General features: G+C 72.9%; 22 protein-coding genes. 10 read left to right on the plus strand and 12 right to left on the minus strand.

The genetic code is table 11. From position 1 onward, the window contains the following. Positions 1 to 6: 6 nt before the first annotated feature. From AC3RKA_RS07685 to AC3RKA_RS07695, 3 genes are all read right to left on the minus strand, one after another. Positions 7 to 1,473, minus strand: coding sequence for a serine hydrolase domain-containing protein (locus AC3RKA_RS07685; protein WP_489727065.1), 1,467 nt, complete (start codon positions 1,471 to 1,473; stop codon positions 7 to 9). 33 nt (positions 1,474 to 1,506) lie between these two features. After that, positions 1,507 to 2,514 carry a cation diffusion facilitator family transporter gene (locus AC3RKA_RS07690; protein WP_489727066.1) on the minus strand — a complete coding sequence of 336 codons (1,008 nt, stop codon included), beginning with the start codon at positions 2,512 to 2,514 and terminating at the stop codon, positions 1,507 to 1,509. 130 nt (positions 2,515 to 2,644) lie between these two features. Further along, a complete protein-coding gene (locus tag AC3RKA_RS07695) occupies positions 2,645 to 3,652 on the minus strand; it encodes an IS481 family transposase (RefSeq protein ID WP_489727067.1) in 1,008 nt (335 codons plus the stop codon). Positions 3,653 to 3,779: 127 nt separating this feature from the next. Between AC3RKA_RS07695 and AC3RKA_RS07700 the strand changes: the two genes are divergently transcribed. Beyond that, the gene (locus AC3RKA_RS07700; protein ID WP_063190259.1) at positions 3,780 to 4,910 is read left to right on the plus strand and encodes a saccharopine dehydrogenase family protein; all 1,131 of its coding nucleotides are present in this window, start codon (positions 3,780 to 3,782) and stop codon (positions 4,908 to 4,910) included. A 28-nt stretch (positions 4,911 to 4,938) separates the two neighbouring features. On the opposite strand, the gene AC3RKA_RS07705 is transcribed toward AC3RKA_RS07700, so the two are convergent. The 3 genes from AC3RKA_RS07705 to AC3RKA_RS07715 all read right to left on the minus strand — a co-directional run bounded on the left by AC3RKA_RS07705 (position 4,939) and on the right by AC3RKA_RS07715 (position 9,038). Continuing rightward, positions 4,939 to 6,591, minus strand: a complete 1,653-nt coding sequence (locus AC3RKA_RS07705; RefSeq protein WP_269600507.1) for an ABC1 kinase family protein — start codon at positions 6,589 to 6,591, stop codon at positions 4,939 to 4,941. Positions 6,592 to 6,634: 43 nt separating this feature from the next. Then, complete coding sequence (locus tag AC3RKA_RS07710; RefSeq protein ID WP_269600512.1) at positions 6,635 to 7,957, minus strand: DUF4921 family protein; 1,323 nt, start codon at positions 7,955 to 7,957, stop codon at positions 6,635 to 6,637. A gap of 70 nt (positions 7,958 to 8,027) precedes the next feature. After that, a complete protein-coding gene (locus AC3RKA_RS07715) occupies positions 8,028 to 9,038 on the minus strand; it encodes an NADP-dependent oxidoreductase (protein ID WP_049160996.1) in 1,011 nt (336 codons plus the stop codon). A 187-nt stretch (positions 9,039 to 9,225) separates the two neighbouring features. Between AC3RKA_RS07715 and scpC the strand changes: the two genes are divergently transcribed. Beyond that, on the plus strand, positions 9,226 to 10,740 hold the full coding sequence (gene scpC, locus AC3RKA_RS07720) for a succinyl-CoA:acetate CoA-transferase ScpC (protein WP_489727068.1): 1,515 nt from the start codon (positions 9,226 to 9,228) through the stop codon (positions 10,738 to 10,740). Positions 10,741 to 10,879: 139 nt separating this feature from the next. Here scpC and AC3RKA_RS07725 read toward each other — a convergent pair whose 3' ends face one another. Beyond that, the gene (locus AC3RKA_RS07725; protein ID WP_002855230.1) at positions 10,880 to 11,305 is read right to left on the minus strand and encodes a DoxX family protein; all 426 of its coding nucleotides are present in this window, start codon (positions 11,303 to 11,305) and stop codon (positions 10,880 to 10,882) included. Continuing rightward, on the minus strand, positions 11,305 to 11,724 hold the full coding sequence (locus AC3RKA_RS07730) for an organic hydroperoxide resistance protein (protein ID WP_002855232.1): 420 nt from the start codon (positions 11,722 to 11,724) through the stop codon (positions 11,305 to 11,307). The genes AC3RKA_RS07725 and AC3RKA_RS07730 overlap by 1 nt, the downstream gene beginning before the upstream one ends. A 111-nt stretch (positions 11,725 to 11,835) precedes the next feature. Between AC3RKA_RS07730 and AC3RKA_RS07735 the strand changes: the two genes are divergently transcribed. Continuing rightward, positions 11,836 to 12,324, plus strand: coding sequence for a MarR family winged helix-turn-helix transcriptional regulator (locus AC3RKA_RS07735; protein WP_098470631.1), 489 nt, complete (start codon positions 11,836 to 11,838; stop codon positions 12,322 to 12,324). A gap of 32 nt (positions 12,325 to 12,356) precedes the next feature. On the opposite strand, the gene AC3RKA_RS07740 is transcribed toward AC3RKA_RS07735, so the two are convergent. From AC3RKA_RS07740 to AC3RKA_RS07755, 4 genes are all read right to left on the minus strand, one after another. Then, on the minus strand, positions 12,357 to 13,163 hold the full coding sequence (locus AC3RKA_RS07740; protein WP_489727069.1) for an alpha/beta fold hydrolase: 807 nt from the start codon (positions 13,161 to 13,163) through the stop codon (positions 12,357 to 12,359). 26 nt (positions 13,164 to 13,189) lie between these two features. Beyond that, on the minus strand, positions 13,190 to 14,200 hold the full coding sequence (locus tag AC3RKA_RS07745; protein ID WP_002855256.1) for an NADP-dependent oxidoreductase: 1,011 nt from the start codon (positions 14,198 to 14,200) through the stop codon (positions 13,190 to 13,192). Between the two features lie 44 nt (positions 14,201 to 14,244). Continuing rightward, positions 14,245 to 14,928, minus strand: a complete 684-nt coding sequence (locus AC3RKA_RS07750; protein ID WP_049145882.1) for a type 1 glutamine amidotransferase domain-containing protein — start codon at positions 14,926 to 14,928, stop codon at positions 14,245 to 14,247. Between the two features lie 114 nt (positions 14,929 to 15,042). Continuing rightward, positions 15,043 to 16,695, minus strand: a complete 1,653-nt coding sequence (locus AC3RKA_RS07755) for an ABC-F family ATP-binding cassette domain-containing protein (RefSeq protein ID WP_095694799.1) — start codon at positions 16,693 to 16,695, stop codon at positions 15,043 to 15,045. 210 nt (positions 16,696 to 16,905) lie between these two features. On the opposite strand from AC3RKA_RS07755, the gene AC3RKA_RS07760 reads away from it, so the two are divergent. From AC3RKA_RS07760 to AC3RKA_RS07790, 7 genes are read left to right on the plus strand one after another with little or no spacing between them, the layout of a single operon-like run. Next, positions 16,906 to 17,994, plus strand: coding sequence for a catalase family protein (locus tag AC3RKA_RS07760; RefSeq protein ID WP_489727070.1), 1,089 nt, complete (start codon positions 16,906 to 16,908; stop codon positions 17,992 to 17,994). 53 nt (positions 17,995 to 18,047) lie between these two features. Continuing rightward, on the plus strand, positions 18,048 to 18,743 hold the full coding sequence (locus tag AC3RKA_RS07765; RefSeq protein ID WP_002855262.1) for a hypothetical protein: 696 nt from the start codon (positions 18,048 to 18,050) through the stop codon (positions 18,741 to 18,743). 1 nt (position 18,744) lies between these two features. Beyond that, the gene (locus AC3RKA_RS07770) at positions 18,745 to 20,151 is read left to right on the plus strand and encodes a Dyp-type peroxidase (protein WP_489727071.1); all 1,407 of its coding nucleotides are present in this window, start codon (positions 18,745 to 18,747) and stop codon (positions 20,149 to 20,151) included. Further along, positions 20,151 to 20,537, plus strand: a complete 387-nt coding sequence (locus AC3RKA_RS07775) for a hypothetical protein (RefSeq protein WP_406905382.1) — start codon at positions 20,151 to 20,153, stop codon at positions 20,535 to 20,537. The genes AC3RKA_RS07770 and AC3RKA_RS07775 overlap by 1 nt, the downstream gene beginning before the upstream one ends. A 30-nt stretch (positions 20,538 to 20,567) precedes the next feature. After that, entirely contained in the window at positions 20,568 to 21,293 is a 726-nt protein-coding gene (locus AC3RKA_RS07780) for a histidine phosphatase family protein (protein WP_489727072.1), read from the plus strand. After that, positions 21,290 to 21,832, plus strand: a complete 543-nt coding sequence (locus AC3RKA_RS07785; RefSeq protein WP_098470638.1) for a DUF3090 domain-containing protein — start codon at positions 21,290 to 21,292, stop codon at positions 21,830 to 21,832. The genes AC3RKA_RS07780 and AC3RKA_RS07785 overlap by 4 nt, the downstream gene beginning before the upstream one ends. After that, positions 21,832 to 22,614: an SCO1664 family protein gene (locus AC3RKA_RS07790; RefSeq protein ID WP_489727073.1), complete on the plus strand. Its 783-nt coding sequence runs from the start codon at positions 21,832 to 21,834 to the stop codon at positions 22,612 to 22,614. Before AC3RKA_RS07785 ends, AC3RKA_RS07790 begins: the two co-directional genes overlap by 1 nt. Positions 22,615 to 22,631 lie beyond the last annotated feature (17 nt).

A 22,631-nucleotide genomic window follows, 5' to 3' on the forward strand; every position in this document is an offset into this window, starting at 1 on the left:
GGCGGCTCAGTCCTGCCCGGTCACCCCACGGCCGGCGGCCGAGCGGTGACCCCACGCGTCGCCACGCCGGGCGAGGTAATCCTCTTCGGGCCAGCTGCTCACCCCGGACACGCGCATCCTCACCACCCGGCCGTCGTCGCCGAGGTCGAACGGGATGCGCTCCCCCGACGCGCCGAAGCCGTCCTCGTCCTCGGGCAGGAACGTGGTGGCGTCCAGCGCTCGCAGCTCGTGCATCCCATCGCGGGGGCCGGGCGTGCCGGGGTCGATCAGCACGAGGCGCTCACCGGCGCGAATCACGTCCGTCTCGCCCCACAGGGAGACGTAGCGGCCGGTCAGCCGGTCGAGGTCGTCGGTCGTGACGCCGGCGGGCAGCGCCTGCCCGTCGGCGGCGTCATGGGCGAGCAGATCGATGAGCTCGACGAGGCCCACCGCGAGCGCGTCCGCCGGACCGTCCACGGCGTTGGTGAGCACGCTGACGGTCAGACCGGTCACCGGGTCCACCAGGGTCCGGGTGATCTGCCCGGGGAAGCCGCCGGAGTGGCCCACGAGCCGTCGTCCGCCCACGCTGATCCCGATCAGGCCGAGCCCGTAGGTGCCGGTCCCGGTCCCCCGCGGGAAGGAGGCCTCGGCCCGGTGCATCAGGCGCAGCGCGTGCTCGTCCAGCAGCTCACGCCGATCCAGTGCGAGAGCGGAGAAGAAGCGGCTGAGCTCCTCCGCCGTGGACACGAAGCCGGTGGCCGCGGCCAGCGCGCCGGTGGCGGTCGGTGCCACGCTCACCCGATGCCCACGGCCGTGGGCCCGGGTGTGGCCGACGACGGCCCGGCCCGCCGCGTCGTCGTCGATCTCGGGACGGGTGTCGGTGAGGCCGAGCGGGACGAGGATGTCCTCCGTGACGTGCTCGGCGTAGCCGCGGCCCGTGACTGCCTCGATGATCGCCCCGAGCAGGCCGTACCCGATGTTCGAATACTTGAACCGCTCCTGCGGGGCGTAGGTGGCGCCGTGCTCCCGGACGATCGCGCGCAGGGCGTCGGCGTCCGGGAAGGGGCCCTCGAGCTGCCAGTGGTCCGCGTCCACCCCGTCGCGGATGGCGCCGGAGGTGTGCGAGAGCAGCTCGCGGACGGTGACCCGGGCCAGCGGGGTGTCGGCACAGTCGGGCAGTCGTTCGGCCACGGTGTCGTCCAGGCGCAGACGACCGGCGGCGACCAGACGCAGCACGGCGACGGCCGTGAAGGTCTTGGAATGGCTGGCCACGCGGAACAGGTGGCCGGTGGTCAGCTCCGCCCCGGTGGCCTCGTCGGCCACCCCGAACGCGGCGGAGAGCACCAGCTCGTCGCCGAGCCGCACGGCCACCTGGGCGCCGGGCACGTGCCGCGTCTCCACCTGGGTGGCCAGCCACCGGGACAGGTACGGGGCCACCTCCCGGAGGCGGTCGAGGGACGGAGCGGGCGGCGGGGCGGGGGTGGTCTGGGTCACGAGAGACCACTGTACGATGGCGGCCACCCGGGCTCAGGCGCGGGCGTTCTGCGATTCCGGGGCCAGGGGCGCGTGGGCGGGGTTGGACAGGGAGAGCACGACGGCGGCCACGCGCGGGTGCTCGAGGAGGGCGTCCTCCACGCGCTGGAGCAGGACCGCGGCCTCGCTCTCCCGCTCGTCCCCGGCCAGGTCCACGGCCCCGACGACGAAGAGCTTCTCCGGGCCGACGTACTCCAGGTGCAGGTAGCTCACGGAGAGCACCTCGGGCCGCTCCAGCAGCCAGCGCAGCACCCGGGTCCGGACCACCGGGTCGGCGACCTCGCCGACGAGGAACGCCATGTTCCGCGAGAGCAGGAAGATCGCGACGACCCCGAGCAGCACGCCCACGAGGATCGAGCCGGCGGCGTCCCACCGGGGGTCCCCGGTGAGCTGGTGCAGGGCGAGGGCGCCCGCCGCGATGGCCAGGCCGATCAGGGCCGAGGCGTCCTCCACCCACACGGCGCGCAGGGTGGGGTCCGAGGTCTGGCGCAGGAACGTGGCATCGCTGATGTGCCGCCGCTCCGCGTCGCGGCGGACGCGCCGGTGCGCGTTCAGGAAGGAGATGCCCTCGAGCACGAACGCGACGGCGAGCACGATGTACGCGATCGTGTACTCCGCCTCCTCCTCGGGGGCGGACCAGGCCGTGATCCCGTGCCAGACCGAGACCGCCGAGCCCACCGCGAACAGGCCGAAGGCCGCGACCATCGACCACACGTAGGCCGCGCGCCCGTAGCCCAGCGGGTGCCGCGCGTCGGGGGCTCGGCCGGCCCGACGCTCCGCCAGGAGCAGGAAGACCTCATTGCCGGCGTCGGCCCAGGAGTGCGCGGCCTCCGCCACCATCGCGGCTGAGCCGGTGACCGCGCCCACGATCGACTTGACGACGGCGATCACCGTGTTCACGCCGAGGGCGATCAGGACGGTCAGCAGGCTCTCGCCGCCGGTCTCGGCGGCGGGCGAGGCGGAGTGGGCGGGCGGGGCGACGGCGGGCGGGGTACGGGTCATCCTCCGAGTCTGCCCCTGCAGGCGGGTGCCGGACCAGGCTCGCCTTGTCCGGGTCCGCCGGTCCAGGCGCGCGAGATGGGGCCCACGCGGATCGGCGTCGCCGAGCCCGTGAGGTCTCCGCGTGCCCGGCCTAGCTGTAGGAGGGCATGACGTTGTTGACTCGGGCCGGTGCCAACGAGGCCGGAGGAGCGTCTCCGCAGGAGGTATGAGGCCGATGGTAGTTGTAGTGGTTCACCCACACCGCCAGGGCCTCACGCCGAGCTTGCTCTGAGGTGTAGGGGCGGGCGTAGATGACCTCATCGACCATCAGCCGGTTGTACCTCTCCACCTTCCCGTTGTGGCGCGGGGTGTAGGGTCGGATCCGGTGATGCCGGCCCCCGAGCGAGACCACCTTCGCGGTGAAGTCCGCAGCCCGATAGTTGTTCCCGTTGTCCGTGATCACCCGGTCCACGGTGATGCCGTGGGCGGCGAAGAACGCCCGCGCCCGGCAGTAGAAGCTCACGGTCGTGGCCGCCCGCTCGTCCTCCAACGCTTCGGTGTAGGCCAGGCGGGTGTACCCGTCGATCGCCGAGTGCAGGTAGGTGTAGCCGACCCGCCGGCCTGCACCACGCTTGGAAGCACGGCCTGCTTCACTTTCACGTCCGTGGGTGCGCCAGCCGCCGCCGTCTGGGATCTTCCCGATCTTCTTCACATCCAGGTGCACCATGTGCCCCGGCCCTCTCGCGGTGATCTTCTGGGGTCGTTGGCGCAGGTCTTCTCCGGCCGGGGTCAGGTCCCGTAGGCGGGAGATCCCGAGTCGGTGCAGCCACCGTCCCACGGTACGAAGACACACCCGGTGGCCCTCGGAGACGAGGTGGTGATGGATGCGCCGTGCGGACCACTTGCGCTCCCGCCGCAGGGTGAGGATCTGGGTGACCAGGGCCGGGTCGAGCTGGGCGGGAGAGCGTCGTGGCCGGCAGGAGCGGTCTTGCAGTCCTGCCTCGCCTTCGGCACGGTAGCGGGCCACCCAGGTGGCCACCGTGGGGCGGCTGACGCGGAACTCGGCGGCGACATGGGCTTGCGGGATGCCCTCGTTCAGGTGGCGGTGGACCATGCGCAGACGGCCGGTGGGGGTCAGGGGTGCGTTAGCGTGGGTCATGAGCGGGCTCTTTCCAGCGGATGGGTTGTTGAGGAACTTCCATCCTGCCGGGCGGGGCCCGCTCGTCTCATCTCAGCCCGGGCCTCGTGCCAAGAACCTCATGACCCACAACACCTAGCGTGGGGCCATGACGGATTCTCCCCTGCACCTCGACCACCCCGACGCCCCCCGCATCATCGTGCTCGGCGCGACGGGCTACGCCGGATCCCTCGTCGTGGACGCCCTCGTGGCCCAGGGCGCACGGCCCGTGCTGGCGGGCCGGAACCGGGACTCGCTCCAGCACGCGGCGAGGCGGCACGACGGGCTGGAGGTCGCCGTCGCCGACGCCGGGGACCCCGCCTCGCTGAGGGCCCTGGTCACGGAGGGCGATGTGCTGGTCTCCACGGTCGGCCCCTTCGAACGCTACGGCCGACCGGTCGCCCGCGCCGCCGCGGAGCGGGGCGCGCACTACGTGGACTCGACCGGTGAGGTCGGCTTCGTGAAGGACCTCAAGGCGGACCTGGACGCCACCGCCCGACGCACGGGCGCCACCCTGCTGCCCGCCCTCGGCTTCGACTACGCGCCGGGCATGCTCGCGGGCGGGCTCGCGCTGGCGGAGGCCGGTGGACGCGCACGGTCCCTGCAGATCGGCTACTTCGCCGACGGCGAGCTGGACCCGCGCGTCGACCTCAGCCACGGGACGCGCCAGACGATGGTGGGCGCCCTCACCGAGCGGACGATCACGTGGCGCGGCGGGCGGCTGGCGACCACGGGCCCGGCCAGCCGGTCGGCCGTCTTCCGGGTCGACGGGCAGGACCGCCGCGGCGTGCTGTTCGGCGGCACGGAGTCCCTGTTCCTGCCGCGGATGCAGCCCGGCCTGGACGAGGTCGAGGTCTTCAACGGCTGGTTCCCGGCCCGGCCCACGCAGATCGGCGCCGCCGCCCTCGGCGCGGTGGGGTGGCTCCCCGGCGTCGCCCGCGGCGTGCAGGCCCTGCTGCGGCCCCTGGCCGGCGACCCGGGTGGCCCCGACGCCGCAGACCGGGCCCGCACGGGCTCCCGGGTCGGGGCGATCGCGCGCGACGCGGCCGGCCGCATCGTGGCGGACGTGCACCTGCGCGGCCCCAACGCCTACACGTTGACCGGGGACCTCATGGCCTGGGGCGCCCGGCAGCTCGCCGCAGGCCGGGCCCGCGAGGCCGGCGTCGTCAGCCCGATCCAGGCGTTCGGCCTCGACGACTTCGAGACGGCCTGCACCGCGGCCGGTCTGGTGCGGGCATGATCCCGACGACTGACCCCGCCCACGGCCCTCAGCGGGGGCGACGCCGGGGGCGGCTGATCCAGGCCAGATAGGCGCTGCCGCCGGTCAGGGCGGCGCCGCCGGCGGCCACCACCGGCCCGGCGAAGCGGCCGAGCCGGTCCTTGTACGCCACGAGCACGTTCGTGCCGCCGGTGATCATCGCGGCCACCACCATGGCGGCCACCACCCGGTCGCCCGTCCGCTCGAGGCGCGTCACGAGCGGCTCGAGCTCGCTCGCGCGGACGGTGACGTCGATCCCGCCGTCGTCGATGCGTTCCATCACCTTGCGGGCGTACTCCGGCAGGTCGATGCCGAGCTCGGCCGCCGCGATCGTGGCCCGGCCGATCCGGCCCGCCACCCGCCGGGGGTCGAGGTGCTCCCCCACGAGGCGCAGGGCGAAGGGGTCGAGCACGCGGGTGTAGTCGAAGCCGGGGTGCAGGCGGCGGCCGATGCCGTCCACGATGATCAGCATCCGCAGCAGCTGCACGAGCTCGGGCGGCAGGGACAGCCGGTGACGCCGCACGAGGGCGAAGATCTCCGAGACCAGCTGCGCCACGCGGATGTCCTCGAGCTCGCGCCCCTCGAGGCGGCCGATGATCCGGGCCACCTCCAGCCGGAGCCGACGGCGGTCCACCGGGCCGCGCGGCGGGGCGATGTCCAGCAGGGCCCGCACCAGCCCGTCGGTGTCCTGCCGGGCCAGCGCCATGGCCAGGCCCGCGAACCGGCGCCGGAGGGACGGGGAGATCCGCCCGACGGAGCCGAAGTCGATGAACCCGACGGTCCCGTCCGGCTCGATGAACAGGTTGCCCGGGTGCGGGTCCGCGTGGAACACGCCGTGCTCGAACACCATGGCCAGCAGCACCTCGGCGGCCCGGTACGCCAGCTCCTCCCGGTCGATGCCGGCGGCGTCGAGTCCGGCCAGATCGTCCACGCGCAGCCCGGAGAGCTCCTGCATGGTCAGCACGCGCGAGGTGGTCAGGTCCCACTCGATCCAAGGGAACCGCACGCCCGGGGTGTCCCGGAAGCCGGCGGCGATCTCCTCGCAGGCCCGCGCCTCCACCACGTAGTCGAGCTCGGCGCGCAGGGAGCGGTCGAACTCGTCCACCATGGTCGGTACGTCCAGGTCGGCGACGGTCCGTGAGGCCCGCGACCATGTGGCCGCCAGCGTCCGCAGGATCTCCAGGTCCGCCTGGACCTGCTCCACCACACCTGGCTTGCGGACCTTCACGACGACGGCGCGCCCGTCATGCAGGCGCGCACGGTGGGCCTGCCCGATGGAGGCGGTGGCCAGGGGTGCCCGGTCGAACCAGGCGAACAGGGTGTCGACGTCGGCGCCGAGGTCCTCCTCGACCGTCCGTGCGACGGCCTCGAAGGGCACCGCCGTCGTGCTGTCTGTGAGACGGGCGAATGCCGCGCAGTAGGCCTCGGGGAACAGGTCCGGGCGCGCCGAGATCAGCTGCCCGAGCTTGACGAAGGTGACGCCCAGCTCCTCGAACGTGCGCACGAACAGCTCGGGGCGGGCCTCGGCGTCGATGCCCAGGTGCGGCTCCCCCTCCTCGAGGGGCAGCCACCGGGAGAGCCCGGCCTGCACGGCCGTGGCCATGAGGCCGTTGCGGGCCATGACGTGGGCGATCTCGCGGTAGCGCTGCAGGTGGAGGGCCATGGCGCCCACGCTACCGACCGCGCGGAGGGGTGAGCCTCGCCGTTCAGTCGGCGTACCGCAGGGCGCCCGGCCGGACCCGTGCGTCGGCCCCGATCCGCATTCCGTCCGCGAGCGCGCCCGCCGTCCGCAGCTCCCGCAGCCGCGCCAGCACCCGGTCCCGCACGTCCCACGGGCTGAGGGTGTTGACGTTGATCTTGGTGGCGCCCTCGAAGCCGGCGAGTGTGGAGACGCGCCACTTGAGCATCACGCGCCAGGGCATCGGGGACGCGGCGCCGGGCGGGCGGGTGTGCCATTCCTCGTTGGAGGGGACGTCGGGCCCGGTGGCCGCGTGGGCGGCGTGCAGCAGGTCGGACACGGCGCGCAGCTCGGCCGCGGACTGCCGCCACGGCTGCCCCACCGGGCTCGTGGAGTAGACCTCGACCGTCGGGTACCGGTGGCCGAAGCCGGCGAACATCACGGCGTGCTCGTTGGCGGCGATCACGAGGTCGTGCGCCACGGCCACGTCCAGCGCGGCGTGGTTGAACACCTGCGGGTCCTCGCGCAGCCGGTCCAGGGCGGCGGCGTTCTGCGCGCCGACCTCGTCGATGGCCACGAGCTGCTTGTGCAGGTGGTCGAAGGAGGCGCCGGCGGGCTTGAGCCAGTTCTGGAACACGGAGACGTACCGCACGGCGGGCGTGGTCGCGTAGAGGTCCCGCATCGCGTCCGCGGTCAGGGCCAGGAACGCGTGGTGCTCGTCCGGGGTGAGGGTGCCCGAGGAGGCCAGCTGGTGGTCGTCCACGGCGCCGTCGACGAAGTGCCGCCGGGCGATCACCACGTCGTGCGTGCCGCCGAAGAATGCGGCCGACGCCGCGATCAGCTCCGCGTCGGACATCGCCGCCGCCTCCTCGGCGGAGCGGCCGGCGGCGCGCAGCTTCGCGGCGACGACGGCGTGCACGTGGGAGCGGCCGGCCTCGGTGGCCAGGTACTCGTCACGGCGGCGGCGCGCGTCCGGGGGGAGTTCGTAGCCGTGGTTGAGACGCCAGTAGTCGTAGCTGAGGATCTCGAAGAGGTTGGGGACCCGGCGAAAGGCCGGGGTCGTCTCCCCGAGCCGCTCCGCGGCCGGGTGCCGCAGGATCTGCCAGGCCGGGGCGCCGTCGTCGGCCCTCATGGAGACGATGCGTGACTTCTCCGGCGGCGTCTCCAGCATCCGGTGCTCGCAGAAGGCGCAGTGCCGGCCGTGCTGGGCGGGGTCGAGCGGCTGCGGGGCGGGCCGGACGAGGCCGAGCGGGCGGTGGCCGCGGCCGGGCACGGTCCAGACCTCGGTGCCGGTGAAGGGGTTGCGCTGCTTGACGGTGCCGTCCGGCAGTCGGGTGAGGGGCTCGCTCAGAGACGGGTGCACGAGGCCAGAGTACGAGGCGGTGCCGGCCCGGGCAGGCCGGCGCCGACGCGCCTGCCGGTCAGAACTCGAGCAGCACTTTGCCCTTCGCATGGTGGGACTCGAGACGCTCGAACGCCTGTTCCCAATCGGCCAGGGGGTAGCGGCTGTCCACGGTCACGGCCAGCTCGCCGGCGTCCACGAGCCGGACGAGCTCGGCCAGGCCTGCCCCGTCCGGATGCATGAGGAAGAACTCGTAGGTCACCCCGGCCTTCTTCGCGGCCCGACGCACCTTCGCACTGGCCACCCGGGAGACGACGGCGGCCAGCGGCCGACGCGACGGGCGCGCGGTCTCACGAAGGCTGCCGGGGCTCGGCGGGCCCGCGATGGTCACCAGCCGGCCGCCGGGCTCGATCGAGCCGAGCAGCTCGGCCATCTGATCACCGCCGATGAGGTCGAACACCTTGTCGAAGCGCTCGCCCCCCTCTGCGACGGTGCGGGCGCGATAGTCGATCACCGCGTCGGCGCCGGCCTCGCGGACGTACGGCTCACCCGCCGCGGAGGCGGTCACGGTCACGTGCGCGCCGCGCAGGTGTGCCAGGCGCGTGGCGATCAGCCCGACGCCGCCGGCGGCCCCGGTGATCAGCAGCCGCTCCCCGGGCTGCAGGTCCAGGTGCTCCGGGCCAAGTGCCTGCTGGGCGGTCAGGCCGGCGAGCGGCAGGCCGGCCGCGTCCGTCAGGGGCATGCGGGCGGGCGCGGCGGCCACCCAGTCCGCGCGCACCGCAGCCAGCTCGGCGAACGCCCCGTGGCCGGATGGGTCCACGCGGGTGATGACCGCGTCACCCGGGGCGAACGCGGTCACCCCGGCGCCCACGGTCTCGACGGTGCCGCTGAGCTCGTTGCCGGCGACCGTGGGGAAGTCGTCGGGGGCGATGGCCTTGAAATCGCCTTCGCGATGCATCGCGTCGACGGGGTTGAGGCCGACCGCGCGGGTGCGGATCAGCACCTCTCCGGCGCCGGCCGTGGGGGCGGGGACGTCGGTGAGGGCCATAGCCTCACGGCCGCCGTAGGACTGGAGGACGAGTGCTCGCATGCCGCCGAGCCTAGGCGCGCCGACCCGGAGTGCCGAGCCCTGTTCGCCGTCGTCGATCACGCAGGGCGGGCTCGGTGACCTCCGGCGTGATCATCCCCACGGCCACCCGTGACGCGGGTACGCTGATCGCTGTTCCACGTCACAGCGCTCTCGCTCGACTCGTCTCACCCGCACGGAGGCCTCACCCATGTCGTCCCGCATCCACCACCCCGGCCTCCGGTCGAAGGTGATGTCCGCCGCGGAGGCGGCGGCGTTCATCCAGCACGGCACCACCGTGGGCATGAGCGGGTTCACGGGGTCCGGCTACCCGAAGGCCGTGCCGATGGCGCTGGCCGAGCGCGCGAAGGCGCTGCACGCGCGCGGCGAGGAGTTCCGCATCAACCTCCACACGGGGGCGTCCACCTCCGCAGAGATGGACGGCGCTCTGGCCGAGGCGGACGCCGTCGCGCTGCGCACCCCGTTCCAGTCGGACCCGACGATGCGCGCCAAGATCAACGCGGGCGCCATCGAGTACATCGACACGCACCTGTCCCACCTGGCGCAGGCCGTGTGGAACGGCTTCTACGGGCCCATGACCACCGCGGTGATCGAGGTGTCCGGGATCCGCGAGGACGGCCGTCTCGTCCCCAGCTCCTCCGTGGGCAACAACAAGTCCTGGATCGACCTGGCGGATCAGGTGATCCTCGAGGTCAACTCGTGGCAGAGCGAGGACCTCGAGGGTCTGCATGACGTCTACTACGGCACCGCGCTGCCCCCGCACCGCTCGCCGATCATGCTCACCCACCCGGCGGACCGCATCGGTGAGACGTACCTGCGGTGCGATCCGGCCAAGGTGGTGGCCGTCGTCGAGACCCACGCCCCGGACCGCAACTCCGCCTTCAAGCCCGCCGACGCGGACTCGATCGCGATCGCCCAGCACCTCGTGGAGTTCTTCGAGCACGAGGTGGCCCAGGGCCGGTACGACGAGCGGCTGCTGCCGCTGCAGTCGGGCGTGGGCAACATCGCGAACGCGGTGATGTCCGAGCTGGTGAAGTCCCGGTTCACGGGCCTGTCCGCGTTCACCGAGGTGGTGCAGGACGGCATGCTCGACGCCCTGGACTCCGGCACGCTGGCGACCGCGTCCGCGACCGCGTTCTCGCTGTCCACCGAGGCCGCCGAACGGTTCAACGACAACGCCGCGAAGTATCGGGACAAGCTGATCCTGCGCACCCAGGAGATCTCCAACCACCCCGAGCTCGTGCGCCGGCTCGGCATCCTCGCCATGAACGGCATGCTCGAGGCCGACCTGTACGGCAACGTGAACTCCACGCACCTGATGGGCACGAAGATGATGAACGGTCTCGGCGGCTCCGGCGACTTCGCCCGCAACGCGTTCACCTCGTTCTTCCTCACCCCGTCCACGGCCAAGGGCGGGGACATCTCCTGCATCGTGCCGATGGTCTCGCACGTGGACCACACCGAGCACGACGTGCACGTGGTGGTCACCGAGCAGGGGCTGGCCGACCTGCGCGGCCTCTCCCCCAAGCAGCGCGCCCGCACGATCATCGACACGTGCGCGCACCCGGACTACAGGGAGCAGCTGCGGGACTACTTCGACCGCGCGATGCGTGAGTCGGACGGCCTGCACACCCCGCACCTGTTGGGCGAGGCCCTGTCCTGGCACCAGCGCTTCCTCGAGACCGGGACGATGCGTCAGGGCTGACGGCCCGCAAGACCGGACACCTGCGGGACACCTGCGACGGGGCACCCTACAGTGGGCCGCGCCTCGCGGCGGGGTGAGATCACGCCGGCTCCGGGCACGCGCCCGGAGCCGGCCCGGGACCGCAGGACCGGCGACGGCGTCAGCGGCGCCCGCCCTGCTCCCGCTCGGGGATTCCGGCAGCCCACAGGGCGGCCGCGATGAGGGCGGGCTGGCCGAACAGCCGCGCCAGGCGGCGGCCGTCGGTGTCCAGCCCGAAGCCGTCCTTGCGCTCGGCGTACTGCCCGATGTTCCCGGGGTAGATCGCGGTGTAGAAGGCCGCCAGGGCGGTGCCGGTCAGGCGGCGCTGCCCGGGGAGCGCCAGCAGAGCGGCCCCGAGGCCGATCTCGGCCACGCCGGATCCGAGCACCACGAGGTCCGCCGGGAGCGGGACCCACGAGGGCACCTGGGCGCGGAACTCACGGCGCGCCACGGTGAGGTGGGACAGCCCCGCGGCGGTCATGAACCCGCCGAGGCCGAGGCGGGCGGCGGTCTGGGAGAGGGGGGCGGACTGCCGGCGCTTCGTCATCACGCCTCCCCGAGCTCGAGGACGACGTCGATGTTGCCCCGGGTGGCGTTCGAATAGGGGCACACCTGATGCGCCTGCTCCATGAGGGCGCGGGCCTGGTCCGCGGGGACATTGGGGAGCACGACCTCGAGGGTGACCTCCAGGCCGAAGCCCTCACCCTGGCGGCCGATGCCCACGCGCGCGCCGACGGAGGAGTCGGTGATGTCGGCACGGGAGGCACGGGCGACCATCTGCAGGGCCGAGTGGAAGCACGCGGCGTAGCCGGCGGCGAACAGCTGCTCGGGGTTGGTGCCCTGGCCGGAGCCGCCCATTTCGGTGGGCACGGCGAGGTCGAGGTCGACCCGCCCGTCGGTGGTGCGGACATGGCCGTCGCGGCCGGCGCCGGTGCTGAGCGCCTCGGCGGTGTAGATGGTCTCCATGGGAGGTCCTTTCATCCGCCCGCCCCGTGCGGGACGAGTCGGCTCCAGCCTGCCACCCTGTTAGGTCGCGCGCAACCAAGTCGCTCCCCAGCGACCACTAGAATCGCTCCCATGGATGCCGCGCCGACCCCCAGCCTCGCCCTCGAGGACCAGCTCTGCTTCGCCCTGCACCGGGCGGCGCGCGCCGTCACGCGCGGCTACGGCCCCCTGCTGTCCCGCCTCGGCCTCACCTACCCGCAGTACCTCGTGATGCTCACCCTGTGGCAGGCGGAGAGTGATGCCTCGGCCGAGACGGATGCGTCGACACCGGACGCCGGGGCGCTGGGGGTCGGCGCGCTGCGGGACAGGCTCGGCATGGACAACGGCACCATCACGCCTCTGGTGCGGCGCCTGGCCGGCATGGGGCTCGTCACGCGGGAGCGCGACGTCCGCGACGAGAGGCGCGTGCTGGTGCGGCTGACGGACGAGGGGCGGGCGCTGCGGGCGTCCGCCCGGACGGTCCCGGCGGACGCCCTCACCCGGATCCCCCTCGACGTCGCCGAGCGCCAGGTCCTCATGGACCAGCTGAACCGGATCACCGAGGCCGTCGGGCCGCGCTGAGACGGCGGGAGCGGCCCGCGCGCGGAGCGCGGTCAGCGCACCCGGTCCAGGATCGCCCGGGCGACGGCGTCCGCCTCGCGCTCGGGCAGCCAGTGGTCCGCGTCGAGCTTCACGAACCGGTACTCCCCCGCCACCTGCCCGGCCGTGAGCTCGGCGGCCCGCGGCCCCAGGGCCGCGTCCCGGGTGCCCCACACGTACGTGGTGGGGACCGACACGGGCGAGCTGCTCGTGGTGGTCACCAGATCCGGGTTCGCCCGATACCAGTTCACCGGGCCGCGCAGGCTCTGCGGGGTGGAGAACCGGCGGGCGTAGTGCTCCGCCCCGGGGACCTGCCCCCGCTGCAGCAGGGAGCCCAGCCGTCGCGCGAGGATCCGTTCGGGGAGGGACGGTGCCTGGAAGGCGGCGATGTACCAGCTGCGGCGCAGCTGGTCAGGGCCGCGCAAGGCGCGAGCCAGGGCGGCCGGGTGCGGCGTGGACAGGACGGTCAGGGACGCGACGCGCTCGGGGTGGGCGGTGGCCAGCGCCCAGGCGACGGCGCCGCCCCAGTCATGGCCGACGACGTGGACGCGCCGCGCCCCCACCGCGTCCGCCAGCGCGACGGCGTCCCCCACGAGCGCCGGGAGGCGGTAGGCCGCCGTCGCCCGCGGAGCGGCTCCCGGGGAGTAGCCGCGCTGGTCCGGGGCGAGCGTGCGCAGCCCCGCGGCGTGCAGCAGCGGCTCGACGTGCCTCCAGGACGTGGCGTCCTGCGGGAAGCCGTGCAGCAGCAGGACCACCTCCCCCTCGGCCGGCCCGCCGTCGCGGACGTCGAAGGTCAGGCCCTGATGCCGGAAGGCGGCCATGCCGCCCCCGAGTGCGCCGTCGCTCGTCACAGCCGCACGACCATCTTCCCCGTGTTGGCGCCCTCGAGCAGGTCGATGAACGCCTGGGGCGCGTTCTCCAGACCCTCCCGGACGGTCTCGTCCCACTGGATCTTCCCGTCGGCGACCCACGGGCCCACGCGCTCGAGGAACTCGGGACGGACCTGCGCCGCGTACTTCTGCAGGACGAAGCCGCGCAGGGTCAGCCGCTTGCCGATCGCCAGGGCGAGGTTGCGCGGGGCGGCCGGCGGCTCCGTCGAGTTGTACTGGGCGATCGCACCGCACATCGCCACGCGGCCGTCGACCCGCATCGCGGCGATGGCGGCCTCGAGGTGGTCGCCGCCCACGTTGTCGAAGTAGACGTCGATCCCCTCCGGCGCGGCCTCGGCCAGCAGGTCCGTGGGCGAGCCGTCGTGGTAGTTGAACGCGGCGTCGAAGCCCAGCTCCTTCACCCACGCCACCTTCTCGGGCGTGCCGGCCGAGCCGACGACGCGCGAGGCGCCCAGGAGGCGGGCGATCTGGCCGGCGACCGAGCCGACGGCCCCCGCGGCGCCCGAGATGAACACGGCGTCGCCCTCCTGCATCTCGGCCACGTGCACGAGGCCCGTGTAGGCGGTCAGACCCGTCATGCCCAGCACGCCCAGGTAGGTGCTGTCCGAGAACTGGGAGGTGTCCACGGCCTGGACGGTGTCGCCGTCGAGGACGGCGTGCTCGCGCCAGCCGAGGCCGTGGAGCACGGACGTGCCCTCCGGCACGTCCGCGTGGCGCGAGGCGATCACGGTGCCCACCGCGCCGCCGTCGAGGGGGGCGTCGAGCTGGAACGGGGGCACGTAGGACTCGACGTCGTTCATGCGGCCGCGCATGTACGGGTCCACGGACATCACGGTGTTGCGCACGAGGACCTGGCCTTCGGCGAGCTCGGGGAGCTCGACCTCCGTGAGGCGGAAGTTCTCCGGCGTCGGGGCGCCGTGGGGGCGGGAGGCGAGGTGGATCTCGCGCGTGCGGGTGGGGGTGCTCATCGAGTGGTCTCCTCGGGGTCGAAGTGGTGGGCTCGGCGGGGGGGTCAGCGCGCGAGCAGGTCGAGGACGCGGCGGGCGGCGTCGGCGGAGGAGGCCGGGTTCTGACCGGTCACCAGGGTGCCGTCCGTGACCACGAAGCTCTCCTGATCCGGGCCCTTGCGGTAGTCCGCGCCGGCGGCGATCAGCGAGTCCTCGACGAGGAACGGGACGACGTCCGTCAGCTGGGCGGCCTCCTCCTCGCCGTTGGTGAACCCGGCGACCTGACGGCCGCGTACGAACGGGGTGCCGTCGGCGGCGGTGATCGGGTGCAGGATCCCGGGCGCGTGGCAGACGAGGCCGAGCGGGCGCCCGGCCGCGTCGCTGTCGAGGATGATCCGCGTGGAGTCGGCGTCGGACACCAGGTCCCACAGCGGGCCGTGACCGCCCGGGTAGAAGACGGCGTCGAACCCGTCCACGTCCACCTGGGCCAGGGGCGTGGTGTGGGCCAGGGCGGCCTTGGCCTCCTCGTCCTGGTCGAACCGGCGGGTGGCGTCGGTCTGCATCTCCGGCTGCGAGCTCGTCGGGTCGATGGGCGGCTGGCCGCCGCGGGGCGAGGCCAGGGTGACCTCGTGGCCGGCGTCCGTGAAGACGTAGTAGGGCGAGGCGAACTCCTCGAGCCAGAACCCGGTCTTGCGGCCGGTGTCTCCCAGCTGGTCGTGCGAAGTGAGGATCATCAGGATGCGGGACATGTCTGGGGCCCTTTCGTCGGTGGGGACTGAACTCTCATGGTCGTACACAACCGAATCTCGGGCAAGGGTGACGGCGCCCACCAACCTCACGCCGCGGCCGCCGCGCCCGGGGCATCAGCGCTCCGTCACCCGCCCGTCCTGGACCTGCCAGCGGCGGTCGGTGCGGACGGTGTCCAGCATGCGGCGGTCGTGGGTGACGAGCAGCAGGGCGCCCTCATAGGTCTCCAGCGCCTGCTCGAGCTGCTCGATGGCCTCCAGATCCAGGTGGTTGGTGGGCTCGTCGAGCACGAGGACGTTCACCCCGCGGGCCTGGAGCAGGGCCAGGGATGCCCGGGTGCGCTCGCCGGGCGAGAGCTCGTCCACGGGGCGGTTCACGTGGTCGGCCCTGAGGCCGAACTTGGCCAGCAGGGTGCGCACCTCCCCGGAGGCCATCTCGGGCACGAGCGCCTCGACGGCCGCGGCGAGCGGGACGGTCCCGGCCAGCAGCGAGCGCGCCTGGTCGATCTCCCCGATCTGCACGCTGGATCCCAGGGCGGCCATGCCCTCGTCCGGGGCCTGGCGGCCCAGCAGCCCGCGCAGCAGGGTGGACTTGCCGGCCCCGTTGGGCCCGGTGATGCCGATCCGCTCCCCCGCGTTCACCTGGAGGGACACCGGGCCGAGCGTGAAGCCGCCCTGCCGGAACACGGCGTCGTTGAGGGTGGCGACCACCGAGCTGGAGCGCGGCGCCGCACCGATGGTGAACTCCAGCCTCCACTCCTTGCGCGGCTCCTCCACCTCCTCCAGGCGCGCGATGCGGCTCTCCATCTGCCGGACCTTCTGGGCCTGCTTCTCGCTCGACTCACTGTTGGCCTTGCGGCGCAGCTTGTCGTTGTCCGGGGACTTCTTCATCGCGTTGCGCACGCCCTGGCTGGACCACTCCCGCTGGGTGCGGGCGCGGGAGACGAGGTCCTGCTTCTGCTCGGCGAACTCCTCGTACCTCTCCCGGGCCTGGCGGCGGAGGGTGGCCCGCTCCTCGAGGTAGGCCTCGTAGCCGCCGCCGTAGACGCGGTTGGTGCGCTGGGCGAGGTCGAGCTCCAGGACGCGGGTGACGCAGCGGGCCAGGAACTCGCGGTCGTGGCTCACCAGCACGACGCCGCCGCGCAGCTCCTGCACAAAGGCCTCCAGGCGGGTCAGGCCGTCGAGGTCGAGGTCGTTGGTGGGCTCGTCCAGGAGCACGACGTCGAAGCGGGAGAGCAGCAGCGCTGCGAGGCCGACGCGGGCGGCCTGCCCACCGGAGAGGGAGGTCATGAGGACCTGTTCCGGGGAGGCGGAGAGGTCCAGACCGAGGTCGGCCAGGACGGCGGGGATGCGCTCCTCCAGGTCCGCGGCGCCGGAGGCCAGCCAGCGGGTGAGGGCGGTGTTGTAGCGGTCCGCGGCGGCGTCGGTGACGTCCGGGTCGGCCAGTGCCTCGGCAGAGGCGTCCATCTCGCGGGTGGACTCGGCGCAGCCGGTGCGGCGGGCGATGTACCCGGCCACCGTCTCCCCCGACACGCGCTCGTGCTCCTGCGGGAGCCAGCCGACGAAGGCGTCCGAGGGGGCGAGGGACACGGTGCCGGCCTGCGGGGCCAGGTCCCCGCCGAGGATGCGCAGCAGCGTGGACTTGCCCGCGCCGTTGGCCCCCACGACGCCGACGACGTCCCCCGGCGCGACGGTGAGGTCGAGCGCGTCGAACAGCGTGCGATGGCCGTGGCCGCCGGCCAGGCCGGAGGCGACGAGGGTGGCGGTCATGCTTCTCCTGGCTCGGGTGCGCTTCCCTGGGGCGGGTCACCGCCACACTGTCACAGATCCCCCGGGGCACCGCCCCCGGGCCCCGACTCCCGGATCTGCGGCGCGCTTCCTTCCTTGCCCTGACAGGGGGAGAGTCATAGCGTCGCCAGGGTCAGGTGCGCGGCTCCGCGCGGCGCACACGGCGCTCCAGAGAGGGAAGGCAGAGCACTGATGACTGAACCGGTGAAGTACACGCCCGACATCGAGCATTCGGTCGACCGCGAGGAGGACCTGACCCGCGAGATCCTGGCCCAGATGGGCGCGGCACAGCGCCGCGCGGCGGGAGAGCACAAGCACGCCCACCGCGACGCCCACGCCAAAAGCCACGCCGTCCTCAAGGCCACGCTGGAGGTGCACGAGGGCCTGGCTCCCGAGCTGGCGCAGGGCATCTTCGCCCGTCCGGGCACCTACGAGGCGGTGGCGCGGCTCTCCTCCGCACCCGGGGACATCCACACCGACCGCACTCCCGCCCCGCGGGGCTGGGCCTTGAAGGTGCTGGGGATGGAGGGCAAGCGGCTGCTGCCGGATCTGGACAGCCACAATCAGGACTTCCTCATGGTGAACTTCCCGACGCTCGCCTTCGGCACCGTGGCCCGCTACAAGGAGATGCTGAGCCTGCTGGAGAAGAACTCCCAGTCCCCCGAGCTGCTGCAGCGCCTGACGACGGGCGCCGCGCGCGTGGTCCGGGGTGCGGTGGAGACCGTCGGGGGGACCCCCAGCGCCACCCTGGAGGGCCTGGGGCGGGACAACGCCCACGTCCTCGGCGAGACGTACTTCACCCAGGGCGCCCTGCGCTACGGGGACCACGTCGCGAAGATCTCGCTGGCCCCGGCGTCCGAGAACGTGCGCGCCCTGACCGGTCAGGACATGAAGGTGGAGGACTTCTCCTCGATCAGCGAGATCGTCGCCGACTTCTTCTCGCGTGAGAGCGCAGAGTACGTCCTGCGGGCGCAGCTGGCGACCGACCCGGAGTGCATGCCGGTGGAGGACGCCTCCGTCCTGTGGGACGAGGAGGAGGCCCCGCACCAGCCCGTCGCCACCCTGCGCATCGAGGCGCAGGAGAGCTACAGCCATCCCCGCCGCGTCTACGGCGACGACGCCCTCACCTTCAACCCCTGGAACGGCGTGGTCGAGCACCAGCCGTTGGGCTCCATCATGCGCGTCCGCAAGCGCGCCTATGAGCAGTCCACCCGCTACCGCCACGAGTTCAACGACCGCCCGGCCCCCGAGCCGGCGACGCTGGACGAGATCCCGGACTGATCCCGGCCTCGCCCCTCACCATTCATCCCGAAGGATTCTCGAAGGAGGACCTCATGAACGACCGCCCCGACCCCCGACTGCAGGACGAGAGCCGCCTCGACGCCGTCAAGCGCGCCGTCGAGGACGTCGCCCAGGACGCCCCCACACTGGCCAAGATCGCCCTCGAGGCGATGATCCGTGAGCACAACCCGGACCTGTCCGGCACGGCCGACTCCGCCGGCCGCGTGGGGATGCGCTCGGGCAAGGTCTCGGAGCTGACCGCGATCGCCCGCCTCAAGCCGGGCGGCGCCGAACGGCTGCAGCGCATCTTCGACCTGACCCGCGGCAACATGGACGGCGCCCAGCGCGTGTCCACGCTCCACGACATGCGCTTCGTCTTCTTCGACGACAACACCCGCATCCTCTTCGCCACGGCCTACGACGGCGACTGGGACGCGTACATCAACGACTTCGCCACCAAGATCCCCGAGCTGATGGACCTCCTCTTCCAGAACGTGGAGGGGTGGCCGGGCATCGACAGCCCGACCGTGAAGGACTTCATCGCCGACCACCAGATCACCGCCTCCGGGTGGTTCGTGGCGAACCCGCAGGTCACCGTGGTGGACACGCGTCGACTGCAGCGCACCGAGGACGCGGTGAACACCTTCCTGGATCAGATGGCCGGGCGCACCGACCTGGACGAGGACACCGCGGCCGCCCTGAAGCAGCTCACCGACACGATCTCCACGCCCGAGGCGGTGGACTACTGAGATGGGCGTGCTCAAGGATCTGAAGGAACGTTTCGATCGGGAGCGGGTCGAGCTGGACCTGGACGACATCCAGGGCCTGGTGCTGCGGTCGCGGCCTGAGCCCTACGTCGGCGCCCACGCCATGTTGACCGTGGAGGAGGCCGAAGGCGGCCGGGACTTCGTCCGCCGCCTGGCCGAGCACGTCACCTCCGCGCAGGACTGGGCCGATGACCTGCAGTCCTGGACCGGCGTGGCGATCAGCTACGCCGGCCTGCGCGCCCTGGGGCTGCCCGAGGACTCCCTGGCCAGCTTCCCGCTGCCCTACCAGCAGGGGATGGCCGCCCGCGCTCAGCAGCTCATGGACACCGGGCCGAACGCCCCGGAGCACTGGGACGAGGCGTTCACCCAGGACGCCTGCCACATCGCGCTGACGATCTACGCGGCCGACGCCGACGCCCTGGACGCCGCCCTGGACCAGGCGGAGAAGGTGCTGGAGCACTCCACCGGAGTGACCCTGGTGGCCACCCACCGGTTCGGGGTCGACGAGCTGAACAAGAACCCCTTCGGCTTCCGGGACTCCATCTCGCAGCCGACGGTGGCCGGCAGCGGGGTGCGGCCACAGCCGGGCCAGGAGCGCTCCATCTCCGCCGGCGAGTTCATCCTGGGCGAGAACAGCGAGACCGGTTCCCCGCTGGCCGTGCCGCAGCCGGATGTGCTGGGCCGCAACGGGACCTACGTGGTGCTGCGCAAGTTCGCCAGTCGGGTGGGCGCCTTCAACGAGTACCTGGCCTCGCAGAGCCCGGACCCGGAGGAGCAGCACCGGATCGCCGCGAAGATGTTCGGCCGGTGGCGCAGCGGCGCCCCGCTGGTGCTCTCCCCGGACCACGACGACGAGGAGCTGGGCAACGACCCGGAGCGGCGGAACGACTTCACCTTCGAGGACGACCCGAAGGGCCTGATGTGCCCGCATTCCAGCCACATGCGTCGCCTCAACCCGCGGGACAGCGACCTGTCGATCATGACGGACGTGAACATCAAGCGGATCATCCGGCGCTCCTCGACCTTCGGTCCCGGGTGGTCGCCGGAGGTGAGCTCGGCCGACGACGCGAAGGAGGACCGCGGGATCTACTTCATCTTCATCAGCGCCCGGGCCTTCGACACGATCGAGTTCATGCAGCAGGAGTGGATCAACGGAGGCAACTTCGTCGACCTCGGCTCCGAGCGGGATCCGATCGTCGGTCTGCATGAGGACGACCCGACGCAGGGACGGTTCACCATCCCCGCCGAGCCGGCCCGCAAGCGCATCAACGGCATCACCACCTTCAACCGGATGGCCGGGGGCGAGTACCTCTTCATGCCCTCGCTCAGCGCACTGCGGTGGATCGGTGAGGCGGGCTGGACCTCGGACCAGTCGGACGCCGAGGCGTGATGCAGCCTCCGTCCCCGGGCGGCCCCGCGGGCGCCCAGCCGTGGCAGGTGGACCTCGACTGGCTGTGGGGCACCCCGCCGGGCAACGACGGCTCCCCCGCGACCCTGCGGCTGGACGTCGTCGGCCCCGGGGCGGCCCGGGCGGCCGCCGCGTGGCTGGGCTCCCTGCCCGGGGACGAGAACGGCGTGCGGGGCAGGGGCGGCTGGCGCGCCGACCCGGGCGAGCAGCCCGACGCGGACGACCACGCGGTCCTGCTGCTCACCTCGGCGGGTGAAGACGTGGCGGACGGGCTGGAGGACGCCGCCGACGACGCCCACGCGGCGCTGGTCGCCGTCGGGGGCCTCACCCTGCGGTGGACTCCCCTGCCCCGTGACCCGTCCCTCTGAGGCGCTCCGCCGCGTGAGTAGGCTGAAGTGATGGCGACGGTACTTCTCGTGCGGCACGGCCGCACCACGGCCAACGCGTCCGGACTGCTGGCGGGCCGCACCCCCGGGGTCAGCCTGGACGATCACGGACGGGAGCAGGCGGCCCGCACCGCGGATCGCATCGCGGCCGTGCCCGTGGCCGCGGTGGTGGCCAGCCCCCTGGAGCGGTGCGCGCAGACGGCCCGCGCCCTCCTCGATCGCCAGCCGGGGACGGTGCCCTCGCTGGTCGACGACGACCTCACCGAGTGCGACTACGGCCAGTGGCAGGGGCGCGCGCTCAGCGACCTGGCCACCGAACCCCTGTGGGCGACGGTGCAGACCCAGCCGTCCGCCGTCGTCTTCCCCGGCGGGGAGTCCATGGCGGGCATGCAGGCCCGCGCGGTGGCGGCGATCCGCCGGCACGACGCCGCCGTCGAGGCCGAGCACGGGCCCGGGGCGGTGTGGGTGGCGGTGAGCCACGGGGACGTCATCAAGTCGATCCTGGCCGACGCGCTCGGCACGCACCTGGATCTGTTCCAGCGGATCGAGGTGGGGCCCGCCTCCGTGTCCATCGTGAGCTACGGGCCGAGCCGACCGCGGGTCTGGGCGACCAATACCGACGCCGGGGACCTGTCCTGGCTCTCGGCCCTCGGCCCGTCCGACGACGCCCCGGTGGGCGGCGGTGCGGGCACCGGGCCCGGCGCGGTGGACGAGCGGACGCCTAGGATCGTGACATGACTGATGCACCTGCCCCCGCCCATGAGTTCGACTGGCCGGATCGGGTCGTGATCGGAACGCTCGGGCGTCCCGGAGCCCGCACGTTCTACCTGCAGGTGCGCACCGGGCCCCGGCTGGTGAGCCTGGCCCTCGAGAAGCAGCAGTCGGCCCTGATGGCGGAGATGATCGACGAGATCCTCGACGATCTCATGGCGCTGGAGGGCAATCCGCACAGCGTCCCGGCCAGCACGCCCGTGGAACTCGTGGACAACGATCCGCTGGACCCGGTGCAGGAGTGGTTCCGGGTGGGGGCCATCGGCCTGGGCTGGGACCCCACCACCGCGCAGGTACTCGTCGACGCGCACCCGCTGACCGACGACGACGCCGACCCGGCGCTCGAGGCGGACGCCGAGGCCGTGCGCGTGCGGATGCCCGTCGGCGCCGCCCGGGCGTTCGCCCGGCGCACCCGGGAGGTCGTGGACGCCGGGCGTCCGATCTGCTCCGACTGCGGCCAGCCCATCGACCCCGACGGTCACGACTGCACTCTCCCCGACTCCTGATGGGCGCCGCGGACGTGCCCGCCGGCGAGCTGACGGCCGGAGAGCTGACGCTCACCGGCCGCATCACGACGGCGTCCAACGCCACGTTCTTCGGCGCGATCGGTGACACCCCGGTGGTCTACAAGCCGGTGGCCGGCGAGGCCCCGCTCTGGGACTTTCCCGCCGGAACTCTGGCCCGCCGCGAGGTGGCCGCGCACCTGGTGTCCGAGGCGCTGGGGTGGGACGTCGTGCCGCGCACGTGGCTGCGCGACGGCCCCTTCGGCGAGGGCATGGTGCAGCTCTGGCAGGAGCAGGATCCTGAGCAGGACGCCGTGGACCTGTTCCCGGCGGACGAGGTGCCGGCCTCGGGGTGGCTCACGATCCTGGAGGGTGAGGACGAGGGCGGGAATCGGCTGGTCCTGGCCCACGAGGACACGCCGGCACTGCGCCGCATGGCGGTGTTCGACGTGATCGTCAACAACGCCGACCGCAAGGGCGCCCACATCCTCGCCATGCCCGGCGGGCACCGACACGGCGTGGACCACGGGCTCACCTTCCATATGCAGGACAAGCTGCGCACCGTGCTCTGGGGGTGGCTCGGCGAGGAGCTGAGCGAGGAGGAGCGCGACGGCGTCGGCCGGGTTCTCGAGGGGCTCGACGGCACGCTGGGGCGGGGGCTGGTGCAGCTGCTCAGTGCCGAGGAGATCGGCGCCCTTGCCGAACGCTGTGCCCAGTTGCTCGACGACGGGATCTTCCCTGCCCCGAGCGGCCGGACGCCGGCCGTGCCCTGGCCGCTCTTCTGACGGGCCCCGCGACGCCC

The sequence above is a fragment of the Micrococcus sp. iso_229 genome (assembly GCF_058072725.1).

What these genes read in the sequence shown, in the direction of transcription:
- AC3RKA_RS07690 (WP_489727066.1), bottom strand. Translation starts at nt 2,514, where the DNA reads ATGACCCGTACCCCGCCCGCCGTCGCCCCGCCCGCCCACTCCGCCTCG.
- AC3RKA_RS07695 (WP_489727067.1), bottom strand. Translation starts at nt 3,652, where the DNA reads ATGACCCACGCTAACGCACCCCTGACCCCCACCGGCCGTCTGCGCATG.
- AC3RKA_RS07700 (WP_063190259.1), top strand. Translation starts at nt 3,780, where the DNA reads ATGACGGATTCTCCCCTGCACCTCGACCACCCCGACGCCCCCCGCATC.
- AC3RKA_RS07705 (WP_269600507.1), bottom strand. Translation starts at nt 6,591, where the DNA reads ATGGCCCTCCACCTGCAGCGCTACCGCGAGATCGCCCACGTCATGGCC.
- AC3RKA_RS07715 (WP_049160996.1), bottom strand. Translation starts at nt 9,038, where the DNA reads ATGCGAGCACTCGTCCTCCAGTCCTACGGCGGCCGTGAGGCTATGGCC.
- scpC (WP_489727068.1), top strand. Translation starts at nt 9,226, where the DNA reads ATGTCGTCCCGCATCCACCACCCCGGCCTCCGGTCGAAGGTGATGTCC.
- AC3RKA_RS07725 (WP_002855230.1), bottom strand. Translation starts at nt 11,305, where the DNA reads ATGACGAAGCGCCGGCAGTCCGCCCCCCTCTCCCAGACCGCCGCCCGC.
- AC3RKA_RS07730 (WP_002855232.1), bottom strand. Translation starts at nt 11,724, where the DNA reads ATGGAGACCATCTACACCGCCGAGGCGCTCAGCACCGGCGCCGGCCGC.
- AC3RKA_RS07735 (WP_098470631.1), top strand. Translation starts at nt 11,836, where the DNA reads ATGGATGCCGCGCCGACCCCCAGCCTCGCCCTCGAGGACCAGCTCTGC.
- AC3RKA_RS07740 (WP_489727069.1), bottom strand. Translation starts at nt 13,163, where the DNA reads ATGGCCGCCTTCCGGCATCAGGGCCTGACCTTCGACGTCCGCGACGGC.
- AC3RKA_RS07745 (WP_002855256.1), bottom strand. Translation starts at nt 14,200, where the DNA reads ATGAGCACCCCCACCCGCACGCGCGAGATCCACCTCGCCTCCCGCCCC.
- AC3RKA_RS07750 (WP_049145882.1), bottom strand. Translation starts at nt 14,928, where the DNA reads ATGTCCCGCATCCTGATGATCCTCACTTCGCACGACCAGCTGGGAGAC.
- AC3RKA_RS07755 (WP_095694799.1), bottom strand. Translation starts at nt 16,695, where the DNA reads ATGACCGCCACCCTCGTCGCCTCCGGCCTGGCCGGCGGCCACGGCCAT.
- AC3RKA_RS07760 (WP_489727070.1), top strand. Translation starts at nt 16,906, where the DNA reads ATGACTGAACCGGTGAAGTACACGCCCGACATCGAGCATTCGGTCGAC.
- AC3RKA_RS07765 (WP_002855262.1), top strand. Translation starts at nt 18,048, where the DNA reads ATGAACGACCGCCCCGACCCCCGACTGCAGGACGAGAGCCGCCTCGAC.
- AC3RKA_RS07770 (WP_489727071.1), top strand. Translation starts at nt 18,745, where the DNA reads ATGGGCGTGCTCAAGGATCTGAAGGAACGTTTCGATCGGGAGCGGGTC.
- AC3RKA_RS07775 (WP_406905382.1), top strand. Translation starts at nt 20,151, where the DNA reads ATGCAGCCTCCGTCCCCGGGCGGCCCCGCGGGCGCCCAGCCGTGGCAG.
- AC3RKA_RS07780 (WP_489727072.1), top strand. Translation starts at nt 20,568, where the DNA reads ATGGCGACGGTACTTCTCGTGCGGCACGGCCGCACCACGGCCAACGCG.
- AC3RKA_RS07785 (WP_098470638.1), top strand. Translation starts at nt 21,290, where the DNA reads ATGACTGATGCACCTGCCCCCGCCCATGAGTTCGACTGGCCGGATCGG.
- AC3RKA_RS07790 (WP_489727073.1), top strand. Translation starts at nt 21,832, where the DNA reads ATGGGCGCCGCGGACGTGCCCGCCGGCGAGCTGACGGCCGGAGAGCTG.